The organism is Nocardioides sp. WG-D5 (genome assembly GCF_054031175.1).
On sequence record NZ_CM132928.1, the window covers coordinates 1,510,291 to 1,523,287 of the forward strand.

At 69.7% G+C, this 12,997-nt stretch carries 11 protein-coding genes; 2 read left to right on the forward strand and 9 right to left on the reverse strand.

All coding sequences use genetic code 11. From position 1 onward, the window contains the following. Positions 1-3 precede the first annotated feature (3 nt). Together ACWZJV_RS07325 and ACWZJV_RS07330 are read right to left on the reverse strand one after the other, a co-directional pair. The gene (locus tag ACWZJV_RS07325; RefSeq protein WP_457180800.1) at positions 4-2,031 is read right to left on the reverse strand and encodes a protein meaA; all 2,028 of its coding nucleotides are present in this window, start codon (positions 2,029-2,031) and stop codon (positions 4-6) included. Positions 2,032-2,125: 94 nt separating this feature from the next. Beyond that, on the reverse strand, positions 2,126-2,434 hold the full coding sequence (locus ACWZJV_RS07330; RefSeq protein WP_040756541.1) for an STAS domain-containing protein: 309 nt from the start codon (positions 2,432-2,434) through the stop codon (positions 2,126-2,128). Between the two features lie 183 nt (positions 2,435-2,617). Here ACWZJV_RS07330 and ACWZJV_RS07335 point away from each other — a divergent pair, with 183 nt between their 5' ends. Beyond that, the gene (locus ACWZJV_RS07335; protein ID WP_457180803.1) at positions 2,618-3,190 is read left to right on the forward strand and encodes a cob(I)yrinic acid a,c-diamide adenosyltransferase; all 573 of its coding nucleotides are present in this window, start codon (positions 2,618-2,620) and stop codon (positions 3,188-3,190) included. A gap of 9 nt (positions 3,191-3,199) precedes the next feature. Here ACWZJV_RS07335 and ACWZJV_RS07340 read toward each other — a convergent pair whose 3' ends face one another. Beyond that, positions 3,200-4,195 carry a helix-turn-helix domain-containing protein gene (locus tag ACWZJV_RS07340; protein ID WP_008362153.1) on the reverse strand — a complete coding sequence of 332 codons (996 nt, stop codon included), beginning with the start codon at positions 4,193-4,195 and terminating at the stop codon, positions 3,200-3,202. Positions 4,196-4,571: 376 nt separating this feature from the next. Here ACWZJV_RS07340 and ACWZJV_RS07345 point away from each other — a divergent pair, with 376 nt between their 5' ends. Beyond that, positions 4,572-7,739 carry a DEAD/DEAH box helicase gene (locus ACWZJV_RS07345; protein WP_457180806.1) on the forward strand — a complete coding sequence of 1,056 codons (3,168 nt, stop codon included), beginning with the start codon at positions 4,572-4,574 and terminating at the stop codon, positions 7,737-7,739. A 98-nt stretch (positions 7,740-7,837) separates the two neighbouring features. On the opposite strand, the gene ACWZJV_RS07350 is transcribed toward ACWZJV_RS07345, so the two are convergent. From ACWZJV_RS07350 to ACWZJV_RS07375, 6 genes are all read right to left on the reverse strand, one after another. Beyond that, positions 7,838-8,998 (reverse strand): MFS transporter, encoded by a 1,161-nt coding sequence (locus ACWZJV_RS07350; protein WP_457180808.1) that lies wholly within the window; start codon positions 8,996-8,998, stop codon positions 7,838-7,840. 43 nt (positions 8,999-9,041) lie between these two features. Next, positions 9,042-9,644 (reverse strand): DUF1707 domain-containing protein, encoded by a 603-nt coding sequence (locus ACWZJV_RS07355; RefSeq protein WP_457180810.1) that lies wholly within the window; start codon positions 9,642-9,644, stop codon positions 9,042-9,044. A 103-nt stretch (positions 9,645-9,747) separates the two neighbouring features. Beyond that, entirely contained in the window at positions 9,748-10,164 is a 417-nt protein-coding gene (locus ACWZJV_RS07360; protein ID WP_307785736.1) for a DUF2550 domain-containing protein, read from the reverse strand. Positions 10,165-10,214: 50 nt separating this feature from the next. After that, positions 10,215-10,607, reverse strand: coding sequence for a F0F1 ATP synthase subunit epsilon (locus ACWZJV_RS07365; protein WP_008362146.1), 393 nt, complete (start codon positions 10,605-10,607; stop codon positions 10,215-10,217). After that, complete coding sequence (gene atpD, locus ACWZJV_RS07370) at positions 10,607-12,043, reverse strand: F0F1 ATP synthase subunit beta (protein WP_008362144.1); 1,437 nt, start codon at positions 12,041-12,043, stop codon at positions 10,607-10,609. The genes ACWZJV_RS07365 and atpD overlap by 1 nt, the downstream gene beginning before the upstream one ends. A gap of 26 nt (positions 12,044-12,069) precedes the next feature. Beyond that, the gene (locus ACWZJV_RS07375; RefSeq protein WP_040756539.1) at positions 12,070-12,996 is read right to left on the reverse strand and encodes a F0F1 ATP synthase subunit gamma; all 927 of its coding nucleotides are present in this window, start codon (positions 12,994-12,996) and stop codon (positions 12,070-12,072) included. Between the last annotated feature and the right edge of the window lies 1 nt (position 12,997).

A 12,997-nucleotide genomic window follows, 5' to 3' on the forward strand; every position in this document is an offset into this window, starting at 1 on the left:
GACTCAGGAGAGGTCGTTGGCCTTGCGGATGACCTCGACGATGTCGGCCATGATCTCGGTCAGGCTGAAGTCCTTGGGCGTGTAGACCGCCGCGACGCCCGAGGCGAGCAGCGCCTTGGCGTCGGACTCCGGCACGATGCCGCCCACGATGACGGGTACGTCCCCGAGACCCGCCTCGCGCAGGCCGTCGACCACCGACGGCACCAGCGACATGTGCGACCCGGAGAGGATGGACAGCCCGACGACGTGTACGTCCTCGGCGACCGCCGCGGCGACGATCTGCTCCGGGGTGAGCCGGATGCCCTGGTAGATGACCTCGAAGCCGGCGTCACGGGCCCGGACCGCGACCTGCTCGGCGCCGTTGGAGTGACCGTCCAGGCCGGGCTTGCCGACGAGCATGCGCAGCTTGACGCCGAGCTCCTCGCCGGTGGCCTTCACCCGGTCGCGTACGGCCCCCAGCTCGGCGCCGGCCTCCGCGGCACCGACGGCGCCGGAGACACCGGTGGGCGCCCGGAACTCGCCGAAGACCTCGCGCAGGGTGCCGGCCCACTCCCCCGTGGTCGCGCCCGCACGGGCGGCGGCCAGGGTGGCCTCCATCAGGTTGGCGTCGGTCTTCGCGGCGGCGGCCAGCGCGGCCAGCGCCTCGGAGACGGCCGTCTCGTCGCGCTCGGCCTTCCACGCCTCGAGGGAGGCCTTGGCGGCCTCCTCGGCACGCGGGTCGGCGACCATGATCGCGGCGTCCAGGTCGGCGGTCAGCGGGCTCGGCTCGGTCGTCGTGAACTTGTTGACGCCCACGATGATCTCCTCGCCGGCCTCGATCGCGGCGCGACGGCGCGCGTGCGAGGAGACCAGCTCGGACTTCATGTAGCCGGTGTCGACCGCGGCGATCGCACCACCCATCGCCTGGACCCGGTCGATCTCCTCCTTGGCGCCGGCGACGAGCTCGGCCACCTTGGCCTCGACGACCGGCGAGCCGTCGAAGAGGTCGCCGTACTCCAGCAGGTCGGACTCGTAGGCCAGCACCTGCTGCAGGCGCAGCGACCACTGCTGGTCCCACGGACGCGGCAGGCCGAGGGCCTCGTTCCAGGCGGGCAGCTGCACCGCGCGCGCCCGCGCGTTCTTGGACAGCGTCACGGCGAGCATCTCGAGCACGATGCGCTGCACGTTGTTCTCCGGCTGCGCCTCGGTCAGGCCGAGGGAGTTGACCTGCACGCCGTAGCGGAAGCGGCGCATCTTCGGGTCCTCGACGCCGTAGCGCTCGCGGGTGATCTCGTCCCACAGCTGGACGAAGGCGCGCATCTTGCACATCTCCTCGACGAACCGCACGCCCGCGTTCACGAAGAACGAGATCCGGCCGACGACCTTGCCGAAGTCCTCCTCCGAGACCTGGCCGGAGGCCTTGACCGCGTCGAGCACCGAGATGGCGGTGCACATCGAGTAGGCGATCTCCTGCACCGGCGTCGCGCCGGCCTCCTGCAGGTGGTAGCTGCAGATGTTGATCGGGTTCCACTTCGGGATCTGGTGGACCGTGTAGGCGATCATGTCGCTGATCAGGCGCAGGGAGTGCTCCGGCGGGAAGACGTACGTCCCCCGGGAGAGATACTCCTTGATGATGTCGTTCTGGGTGGTGCCGGCGAGCTTGGCGGCCACCTCGGCCGGGTCCATGTCCGGGTTCTGCTCCTCGGCGGCGACCTGGTACATCGCGAGCAGCCACATGGCGGTCGCGTTGATCGTCATCGAGGTGTTCATCTCGGTGAGCGGGATCTGGTCGAAGAGCTTGCGCATCTCCCCCATGTGCATGATCGGCACGCCCACCTTGCCGACCTCGCCGCGGGCGAGGACGCTGTCGGGGTCGTAGCCGGTCTGCGTGGGCAGGTCGAAGGCGACCGAGAGACCGGTCTGGCCCTTGGCGAGGTTGGTGCGATAGAGCTCGTTGGACGCCTCGGCGGTCGAGTGGCCGGCGTACGTGCGCATCAGCCAGGAGCGATCCTTCGCCGGGCGGCTCTGCTCGGAAGGCGTGGTGTCCGTCATAAGAGGCATGCTAGCCCCTCGGTTACCGATCAGTAACCGGCTCCGGTGTGGAAGATGTCACTCCTTGGCGCACTCTTTACCGACTACGCGATGACTACGCGATGAGCGGCGAGTTCTCCACCTCGAGCACACGATAGAGCCTCGAGAGGTGGAGCATCCGGCGAACCGCTGGGGTGCAGCCGTGGAGAGTGAGGTGGCGACCCTCGGCGTGGGCCTGTCGCGTCGCGACGGCGAGCAGCTTCAGCGCCGTCACGTCCGCACTGGACACGCCGGAGACGTCGAGCACGACATCACCCTCGACCGACTCGAGGTGGTCGTAGATGACACTGCGTGCCATCCAGGTGCTGCGTACGTCGAAGTCCCCGTTCAACACCAGCGTCGGCCCGTCGATCACGATCTCCATGCCTGCCTCCATCCCCAGAAATGGGTTGCCCTCACACAGAACAAGACGCTCCCTCTCGCCCACTATGACGCGCGGCAGCTCCGATTGGTTGCACCTCACCAGCCTCGTTCGTCACTTCCGTCACTATTTTCTGTCAAATGACCACGCTCGCCCGGAAGCAGGCCGTCCGCATAGGCTCAGCGCATGGTCAACCTGACACGCATCTACACCCGCACCGGCGACGCCGGCGAGACCCGGCTCGGCGACATGAGCCTGACCGCGAAGACCGACCTGCGGCTGGAGGCGTACGCGACCACCGACGAGGCCGGGGCGGCGATCGGCGTCGCGCTGGCCCATGGCGGCATCGACGAGGACGTCGTCAGGGTGCTGACGACCGTCCAGAACGACCTCTTCGACGTCGGCGCCGACCTCTCGACGCCGGTCGTCCCCGACCCCGAGTACCCGCCGCTGCGGGTCGAGCAGGCCTACATCGACCGGCTCGAGGCCTGGTGCGACGACTACAACGAGCCGCTCGAGAAGCTCCGCTCGTTCATCCTCTCCGGCGGCACCGTCGCCGCGGCCCATCTGCACGTGGCCCGCACCGTCGTGCGTCGTGCCGAGCGGGCGGCCTGGGCTGCGTACGAGGTGCACGGCGAGACCATGAACAAGCTCGCCCTGACCTACCTCAACCGCCTCAGCGACCTGCTCTTCATCCTCGCCCGGCACGCCAACCGGGAGCAGGGCGACGTCCTGTGGGTGCCCGGCGGCGAGCGGTAGGGCTCGGCGTCACAGCCAGCCGCGACGCCCTGCCTCGTAGCCGAGCTGGAGGCGGGTGTCGACCTGCGCGCGATCCATCATCTGGCGCACCCGCCGCTGGACCGTACGCAGCGACAGCCCGAGCTGCGCCCCGATGGAGGCGTCGGTCAGACCTGCCAGCAGCAGCGAGAGCACCTTGGTGTCCAGCGGCTCGAGCCGGTCGGCGGCCGTCTCGACCGTGCCCTCGGGGGTTGCGACCAGCTTCGGCGCCGAGGCCCAGATCAGGTCGAAGAGGGCGAGGATCGCGTCGAGCAGGCCGCTGGGGTGCAGCAGGAGCGCGTCCTGGACCGTGTTGTGCTCGCCCGAAGGAGTCGAGCCCTGCATGAGCGGGATCAGAGCGATCTCCCGGTCGACGATGAAGGCGCGCAGCGGCACGGTGGGCACCACCCGCAGCTCGATCCCGATCTCGAGCCCGGAGTCGATGGTCTCGTAGATGCCGGGGGTGTCGAAGACGGAGCGCTCCAGCACGATGTCGTGCCTGACGCCGCGCTCGATCGCGGCCCGCTCGGCCTCGTCGGCATCCTCCCGGGTGACGACCGCGGCCTGAGGCTTCTGCAGCGCCTGGATGCACTTCTTCGCCGAGTACTGCAGCTGGGCGAACCGCTGGGCGATCGCCTCGGTGCCGTGGACGACGTCGACGACGTCGGCCACGTCGCGGCGGGCGACCGACCCGCGATAGAGGCCGGCCAGCTCGGTCATCTCGACCTGGGCGCGGCGCAGCTCGTCCTGCCGCTGGACCAGCAGCGCCCCCAGGGCCACCGCCGGCGGCGAGGCGACGTATCGGTCCTGGCCCGCCGAGGCCCGGGCGACCAGGCCCTTCCCCTCGAGCGCGGCCAGCACCGCGGAGACCGCGTAGCTGTCCAGGTCGGCCGCCTCGGCCAGCTCGTCGAGGTTGGCCGACGGAGCGCCGACCAGCTGGCGGTAGACCGTCTCCTCGAGATTGTCGAGACCGAGCGCATCGAGCATCCGAGAACCCTTTCGTGGCGGGGAAGGAACGACGGACATCATGGCAGATATACGACACGTCACATTCCCGCCATAGCGGTTCGACTTGCAATCACCGGCAACTTGGCCGAAAGTATTCATCGCCACCTCGGTCCGGATCCCCCCGCTCGGATCGAGGTGGCTTTCCTTTTGCGCGACGAAGTTGTCGCGATGGGTTCGGATTCGGTTGCCTGCGTACCAGCGGCGGACGCGCGCCTATGCAGGCCCCTGAATGCACCGGAACCCCGTCGAGGTGCACCTCTGGTCTAGACCACTGCCACCGCAACGAACGAGACGCTCCTCACCACCAGCGTCCACGAAGTCGCAGAACCGCCCTCATGCTGGAAGACTAGGTCGGGTGTCCTCGCTCGAAGCTCTCACGAACGGCCTGCTCCGCGAGACCTTCGACCCACAGACCATGGAGCGCGGCAAGGCCTACGCGGCCGAGGGCCGCGTCGCCGAGCCCCAGGTCAGCGAGGTCGGCGGCACGCTGCGTGCCACGGCCGAGGTCCGGGGCAGCGGCCCCGCCCCCTACCGCGTGACCCTCAGCCTGGACTCCCGCAACGGCGTCGACCGGCTGACCAGCTCGTGCAGCTGCCCCGTACGCAACAACTGCAAGCACGGTGCCGCCCTGGGCCTGGTCCTCACCGGCTCGAGCACGTCGGCGGCGGCGCAGGGCTCGTTGTGGGAGACGGAGCTACGTACGCTGCTCGGCCAGCTCGCCGAGGACAACAAGCCCGAGGACGACCTGCCGGCGCTGGCCCTCGAGATCGACGTGCACAGCCCGCGGTCGGCGGTTGCGAGCTCCCCCACGGTCGAGCTCCGGCCGATGCGGATGGGCAACCGCGAGCGCTGGGCGAAGACGGGCGCCGACTGGTCCAACATCCCGAGCGCGCTGCCCGGCAAGGACTTCCCGCGCAGCCAGCTGCTCCCCCTCCAGGAGCTCGCTCGGCAGCTGCGGCCCGACCGGCTGCTCTACGCCCGCGGCTCCTCGCTCAGCCTCGCCGACTTCGGCGAGCACGCCGTCAGCCTGATCCGCGACGCGATCCGTGGCGGCGTCACCGTGCTGCCCGGCGAGAACGTACGCGGCGTGGTGGTCTTCGACGAGCCGCTCTCGCTCGCCGGCGAGCTGCGCCGCGAGGACGGCGAGGCCGTCCTCCGCTTCGGACTGGCCCACGGCGACCGCGTCTACGCCGGCCCGACCGTGCTTCCGATCGGTCGCCCGACCCGCTCGGTGGGCGTCCTCGACGCCGGGGTGCTCCACCTCGGCGATCTGTCCGGGCCGCTGTCGACGCACGCCCAGCGGCTGGTGACCGCCCGGGAGCCGCTGATCGTCCCCGAGCCCGAGATCGGCACGCTGAGCGCCCTGCTGGGCCCGCTGGCCCGCCTGGTCCCGCTGCGCTCCTCCGACGGCTCCCTCGACATCCCGGCGCCTCCCGCGCCGCGCCTGAGCCTGACCGTCACCTGGCGAAGCTCGACGCACGCCACGCTCGGCTGGACGTGGGCCTACGGCGTACGTCACTACCCGGTGGACTCCCGCGAGGATCTCGGCCTCGTCCGGGACCCGGCGCAGGAGGCCTCTCTCCGTGGGCGCGTCTCCGCCGACCTGCTCCGCAAGCGGGAGGTACGCGACGGCGACGCGCTCGCGCTCGCCATCCACGACCTCCCGGCACTGCGCGAGATCGAGGGCGTCGAGGTCACCGAGGTGGAGCGGCCCGACTTCCGCGAGACCGACGAGGACCCGGAGATCTCCTTCGAGATCAGCTCCCCGGAGGGCGGCGCCGGGATCGGGCAGGACTGGCTCGACCTGCAGGTCGTGATCCGGATCGGCGGCGAGGCCGTCCCGCTGCCGGACGTGCTCGCCGCGCTGACCCGCGGTGACGACCACCTGATCCTCCCCAGCGGCACCTACATCACCACGGACCGCCCCGAGCTCGACCGGCTGCGCAACGTCGTCGAGGCCGCCGGACAGCTCCACGAGCGCACCGGCGACGGGATCGCGGTCGGCAAGCACGACCTCGGTGTCTGGGCCGAGCTCGCCGAGCTGGGCGTGGTCGACCAGCAGGCCGCCGAATGGGTCCAGCGTGCCCAGGCGCTGCGTGACCTGCGCGAGATCCCCCGCCCTTCGTTGGAGGGAGTCACCACGGGGCTACGGACGTACCAGCTCGACGGCTTCCACTGGCTGGCGTTCCTGCACGACCAAGGCCTCGGCGGGATCCTCGCCGACGACATGGGTCTGGGCAAGACGCTCCAGGTGCTGGCCACCATCTCCCATGCCGTGCACTCCCAGCCGGGCCCGCGCGCGCCGTATCTCGTGGTGGCGCCCACCAGCGTCGTACCGGCCTGGGTCCAGGAGGCCCGCCGCCACACCCCCGGCCTCCGGGTGAGCACGGTGAGCAAGCGCGTCGACTCCGTGGCCGAGGCCCGTGAGGGCGCCGACGTCGTGGTCACCACCTACGCCATCCTCCGGCTCGAGCAGGACGCCTTCGCCGGGCGTCCCTGGGCCGGTCTCGTCCTCGACGAGGCCCAGCAGGTCAAGAACCACCAGTCCAAGACGTACGCAGCAGCCCGCCGCATCGACGCCCGCTGGCGTCTCGCGGTGACGGGCACACCGTTCGAGAACCGGCTGATGGAGCTGTGGGCGCTGCTCTCGATCACCGCGCCCGGCCTCTACCCCAGCCCGCGGATGTTCCGCGACACGGTGGTCTCCCCCGTGGAGAAGTCCGGTGACGACGGCGCGCTGCGCCGGTTCCGGACCCGGCTGCGCCCGTTCCTGCTGCGGCGTACGAAGGAGCTCGTCGCCGACGACCTGCCGCCCAAGCAGGAGCAGGTGCTCGGCGTGGACCTCAACCCGGCCCACCGCAAGATCTACGACGCCCACCTGGCCAAGGAGCGGCAGCGGATCCTGCACCTGCTCGACGACTTCAACGACAACCGGGTCGCGATCCTCAGCGCGCTGACCAGGCTGCGGCAGCTCTCCCTCGACCCCGGCCTGGTCGACCCCGACGACGACCACGTCGGCTCGGCCAAGCTCGACACCCTCGTCGACCACATCGAGGAGCTCGCCGCCGAGGGCCACAAGGCGCTGGTCTTCAGCCAGTTCACCTCGTTCCTCGGCCGGGCGCGCACCCGGCTCGCGGAGGCGGGGATCGACGCCGCCTACCTCGACGGCGCCACCCGCGACCGCGGTGCGGTGATCGAGAGCTTCCGCGACGGCGATGCCCCGGTCTTCCTGATCTCGTTGAAGGCCGGCGGCGTCGGCCTCACCCTCACCGAGGCCGACTACGTCTTCGTGCTCGACCCGTGGTGGAACCCCGCCGCCGAGGCCCAGGCCGTCGACCGCGCCCACCGCATCGGCCAGACCCAGCACGTCATGGTCTACCGGCTGGTCTCGACCGACACGATCGAGGAGAAGGTCATGGAGCTCAAGGAGCGCAAGGCCGAGCTCTTCGCGAAGGTCGTGGACGGCGAGGGTGCCATGGGCTCCACCATCGGCGCCGACGACATCCGCGCCCTCTTCGAGTAGCCGAGTCGGCGCTCGTGCGGGTGTCGCTCCGGTGTAACACGTCGTTCGTAGCACTACTCGCCCTATCTGAACGACCGGATAGTGCTACGAACAGCGTGTTACACCGCTCGCCGCCGCGCCACCGTCGCCGCCAACGCCGCCGCGGGAACCATCAGGACGGCGACGACCAGGAGCGCCCTCAGGGTGCCGATCTGGTCCCCCACGGCGCCCAGGATGGGCGGGAAGCCGAGGAAGGCGCCGTAGGCCAGCGTGGAGACGACCGAGACGCGAGCAGCGGCGCGGGTCTCGTCGTCGGCGGCGATGCTGATCCCCAGAGGGAAGCCCAGGGCCGCACCGAAGCCCCACAGGACGATCCCGACCAGCGCGAGCCCGAACGAGCCGGCGAGGACGGTCAGCACGATCCCGGCGCCGGCCAGCGCGGCCGAGGTGATCAGGACCGGCTGTCGGCCGACCCGGTCGATCACCTTCGCGCCGGCGAACCGGGCCAGGCTCATGCAGAAGACGAACGCCGCGTAGCACGCCACCCCGACCCGGTGACTGACGTCGTAGCCGTCGATCATCGCCAGCGAGACCCAGTCGTTGGCGCTTCCCTCGGCCGCGGCGAAGGCGAGCACCATCAGGCCCAGCAGCAGCGTGTGGGGCGAGCGCCAGGCGGCCAGCAGCTCACGCCGCGGCGAGTGCCCCTCGGGTGGCGGCTCGGCCGGGAGAAACCCTGCGGTCCCCCACCAGCAGACCGCCAGCGCGACGGCAGCGACCCCAGCGACGTGCCACACCGTCGGCAGCGTGCCGACCAGAGCGATGCCCAGCAGCCCGCCGAGCACGGTGCCCACGCTCCACATCGCGTGCAGCTGGGGCATCAGCGTCTTGCCGCCGAACCGCTCGACCGCGGCCCCCTCGACGTTCATGGCGACGTCCCAGATGCCGTAGCCGACGCCGTACGCCACCAGGAACAGTGCCACCAGCCACGCCTGCCCCAGCCAGCTGCCGGAGACCGCCACCAGGCACAGGGCGGCGGCGCAGAGCGCTGCGCAGCGGCGCACGACCCGGGCGGCGCCCCAGCGCATCACCAGGCCCCCGGCGAGCGGCAGCGCGGCGACCGACCCGATCCCCATCGCCAGCAGCATCAGGCCGACGGCCGAGTTGTTCAGGCCGAGGCTCTCGCGCAGTGCGGGGATGCGGGAGATGAAGGTCGCGGACAGCAGGCCGTTGGTGGCGAACGCCACCACCGATCCGGCTTGGGCACGGCGAAGAGGCGTCACGAGTAAAGGCTAGTGACCCTCGGGCCGCGCCCAGGTGCGGGTCTCAGTCGCGCTTCTTCTCGTAGGGACCGCCGCGACCGAAGATCGGCAGCACCCACGGCTGGCGCAGCGGGGCGCCGGCGAGCGCGACGACGGCGAAGGCGGTCGCCAGGACCCAGGCGATCCCGTAGAGCGCACCACCGAGCCCGAACGTCACGATCGTGACGGCGAGCAGGGTGAGCTGCAGGTTCAGCGCACCGGCGGCGTGGTGCTTCACGAACTCGGAGCGCTTGCCGACGGTGTAGTAGAGGATCGCCGGGCCGACGACGATCGGCACCCAGGTCGTGGCCTGGGCGAGCGCGGCCAGCAGCCGCTCCTCGGTGGTCGGCGGGGGCAGCAGGTCGCGGGCGGGCTTGGCCGGCGCGGGGACCGGGGCGGGCTGCGCGACCAGGTCGCGGGTGATCGGCTCCAGCGCGGCGTACGTCTTCGCCTTCATGGTCAGGTCGAACCGGACGTCGAACTCGGACTGGTCGAGCCGGCCGTCGGCGTAGGACGCCTTGAGCAGGTCGATCACGCGGTCGCGATCGGCGTCGGTGCAGCGGAGCTCGTCGCCAGCAGGCGAAGCGGGCGCGGTGGGCGGGGTCGGAATGGGAGCGGTTGAGGACATACCTCAACGATCCGCCGCAGACGCCCTCCGGACAATCAGGGAAGCCCCCGAAAGCAAACGGGCCGACCCCGGTGTCAGGCCAGGGACGGCCGGAGGAAGAAGACTAGAAGACGGTCCAGGTGGACCGCATCGGGCGCGACTCGAGCCACGCCTGGAAGCCGATCAGCGTCTGCGGGTCCATGGCCAGGTCGATGTGCTCGCCGTTGACCTCGCAGGTCACGATCAGGCTCTCGGGGTAGAGGACCAGCTCCTCGAGCCCTTCGGGAGAGCGGCTGGAGATGTAGGCCATCTCGGTGCGGCGCCAGACCCGTTTGGGTTTGGGCGAGAGCGAGAAGATCCGGAACCACTCCAGCTGTGCGTCACCGGAGTAGCGGCCGATGCCGATGACCCAACCGCGCCCGGGACTGGTGTCCCGGACGCGGTGGCTCAGCTCGAAGACGCCGCCGTTGCGAGCGAGCAGACGGCGACGAGCGGCGATCCCGATGCCATAGGCGAGGACAAGCAGAAGCAATGCGGCCACAACGGCCAAGAGCAGCTCCCACCATGCCATCCGGGTATCGCCCCTCTTCCCTAGGAGGCCTTCTCGACAGCGCGGATGCGCGCCTCGGCGTGACGGATGCGCTTCTCGGCGTCGTTGTTGGTGCCGAGCAGGCGACGGGCCTCCTCGAGCTCGACCTGCGCTTTGTTGAGGTCGATCTCGTGGGCCAGCAGCACGTGCTCGGACAGGATCGAGACGCGGTCGTTGGCCACCGAGAGGAAGCCACCGTCGACGGTCGCGATGACCTCGGTGCCCTCCTCCGGCGTGATCTCCACGACCGCCTCGGTGAGCGCCGACAGCACCGGCGCGTGACCGCGCAGGATGCCGACGTCACCGTCGACCGTTCGGGCGATGACCATGGTGGCCCCGCCGCTCCAGACCACGCGGTCTGCAGCGACGAGCTCCACCTGAAGTGCGTCCGTCATCAGAGGCTCTTCTGGATCTCGGCCCACTTCGCCTCGACGTCGTCGAGGCCACCGCACATGAAGAACGCCTGCTCGGCGACGTGGTCGTACTCACCGTCGGCGATCTTGTTGAACGCCTCGATGGTGTCCTTGACCGGAACCGTCGAGCCCTCGATGCCGGTGAACTGCTTGGCAACGTAGGTGTTCTGCGAGAGGAACCGCTGGATCCGGCGAGCGCGGGAGACGATGATCTTGTCTTCCTCGGAGAGCTCGTCGACACCCAGGATCGCGATGATGTCCTGCAGCTCCTTGTTGCGCTGGAGGATCTGCTTGACGCGGACGGCGCAGTCGTAGTGGTCCTGGCCGATGTACTGCGGGTCCAGGATTCGCGACGTCGACGTCAGCGGGTCCACCGCCGGGTAGATACCCAGCGAGGCGATCTCACGGGAGAGCTCGGTGGTCGCGTCGAGGTGGGCGAAGGTGGTCGCCGGGGCCGGGTCGGTGTAGTCGTCGGCCGGCACGTAGATCGCCTGCATCGAGGTGATCGAGTGACCACGCGTCGAGGTGATCCGCTCCTGGAGCAGACCCATCTCGTCGGCGAGGTTGGGCTGGTAGCCCACCGCGGACGGCATCCGGCCCAGCAGGGTGGAGACCTCGGAGCCCGCCTGGGTGAAGCGGAAGATGTTGTCGATGAACAGCAGCACGTCCTGGCCCTGGACGTCGCGGAAGTACTCCGCCATCGTCAGCGCCGAGAGGGCCACGCGCAGACGCGTGCCCGGCGGCTCGTCCATCTGGCCGAAGGTCAGGGCGACCTTGTCGTAGACGCCGGCCTCCTGCATCTCGTGGATGAGGTCGTTGCCCTCACGGGTGCGCTCGCCGACACCGGCGAACACGGAGACACCACCGTGGTTCTTGGCGACTCGGGCGATCATCTCCTGGATGAGGACGGTCTTGCCGACGCCCGCACCACCGAAGAGGCCGATCTTTCCACCGGTCACGTAGGGGGTGAGGAGGTCGATGACCTTGATGCCCGTCTCGAACATCTGGGTCTTGGACTCGAGCTGGTCGAAGGCCGGAGCCTTGCGGTGGATGCCCCAGCGCTCCTTGACCTCGACCGTGGACGGGTCGACGTCGAGGATGTCACCGGTCGCGTTGAACACGTGGCCGAGGGTGACGTCACCCACGGGCACGGTGATCGGAGCGCCGGTGTCGGACACGGTGGCACCGCGGACGACGCCGTCGGTCGGCTTCAGCGAGATCGCGCGGACCATGCCGTCACCGATGTGCTGGGCAACCTCGAGCGGCAGGACGGAGGTCTCACCGTTGACGGTGACCTCGACCTCGAGCTTGTTGTAGATTTCCGGCATGGCGTCGACGGGGAACTCCACGTCGACGACCGGGCCGATCACGCGGGCGATGCGGCCCGTCGTGGTCTTCTCGTCAACCTGTGCGGTCATTTTCTAGTCAGTCTTTCTGTGGGTTCTCAGTCGTTCGCAGCCTGGGCGTCGGCCAGCGCGTTCACGCCACCGACGATCTCGCTGATCTCCTGGGTGATGCCGGCCTGGCGAGCCTGGTTGGCAACCCGGGTGAACTTCTTGATGAGCTCGTCGGCGTTGTCGGTAGCCGACTTCATCGCCTTCTGACGCTGGGCCAGCTCGGAGGCGGCCGCCTGCAGCAGCGCGAACCAGATCCGGCTCACGACGTACTGCGGGAGCAGCGAGTCGAGCACGGCCTCGGCCGACGGCTCGAACTCGTAGAGCGGCAGGACGTCGCCCTCGGCCGGAGCCTCGGTGCCCTCCACGACCTCCAGAGGCAGGAGACGTACGGCGGTGGGCTTCTGCGTCATCATGGTGATGAACCGCGTGTAGACCACGTGGACCTCGTCGACGCCGGGAGCGGCGGCCTTCTCGGCCTCGGTGCCCTCGACGAAGACCTCGATCAGCTTCTCGCCGATCTCCTTGGCAGCGTCGTAGTCGGGACGGTCGGAGAAGCCGGTCCAGGCCTGCGCCACGGAACGGCCGCGGAACTTGTAGAAGGCCTCGGCCTTACGTCCGGTGACGTAGAGGTCGACCTCCTTGCCCTCGGCCTTGAGCTTCTCGACCAGGCCCTCGGCCTCCTTGAGCACGCTCGAGGAGTAGGAGCCGGCCAGACCACGGTCGCTGGTGACCACCAGCACGGCGGCGCGCGTCGGCGCCTCCGGCTCGGTGGTCAGCGGGTGGTCCACGTTGGAGTAGGTCGCCACCGCCGAGACGGCGCGGGTGAGCTCACGGGCGTACGGCGCGGCCGCATTGGCCCGCTGCTGCGCCTTGATGATCCGGGACGCAGCGATGAGCTCCATGGCGCGCGTGATCTTCTTCATCGACTCCGTCGACTTGATCCGCGCGCGGAGTTCACGCACTGACACGGCCATG

What these genes read in the sequence shown, in the direction of transcription:
- ACWZJV_RS07325 (WP_457180800.1), bottom strand. Translation starts at nt 2,031, where the DNA reads ATGACGGACACCACGCCTTCCGAGCAGAGCCGCCCGGCGAAGGATCGC.
- ACWZJV_RS07330 (WP_040756541.1), bottom strand. Translation starts at nt 2,434, where the DNA reads ATGGAGATCGTGATCGACGGGCCGACGCTGGTGTTGAACGGGGACTTC.
- ACWZJV_RS07335 (WP_457180803.1), top strand. Translation starts at nt 2,618, where the DNA reads ATGGTCAACCTGACACGCATCTACACCCGCACCGGCGACGCCGGCGAG.
- ACWZJV_RS07340 (WP_008362153.1), bottom strand. Translation starts at nt 4,195, where the DNA reads ATGCTCGATGCGCTCGGTCTCGACAATCTCGAGGAGACGGTCTACCGC.
- ACWZJV_RS07355 (WP_457180810.1), bottom strand. Translation starts at nt 9,644, where the DNA reads ATGTCCTCAACCGCTCCCATTCCGACCCCGCCCACCGCGCCCGCTTCG.
- ACWZJV_RS07365 (WP_008362146.1), bottom strand. Translation starts at nt 10,607, where the DNA reads ATGACGGACGCACTTCAGGTGGAGCTCGTCGCTGCAGACCGCGTGGTC.
- atpD (WP_008362144.1), bottom strand. Translation starts at nt 12,043, where the DNA reads ATGACCGCACAGGTTGACGAGAAGACCACGACGGGCCGCATCGCCCGC.
- ACWZJV_RS07375 (WP_040756539.1), bottom strand. Translation starts at nt 12,996, where the DNA reads ATGGCCGTGTCAGTGCGTGAACTCCGCGCGCGGATCAAGTCGACGGAG.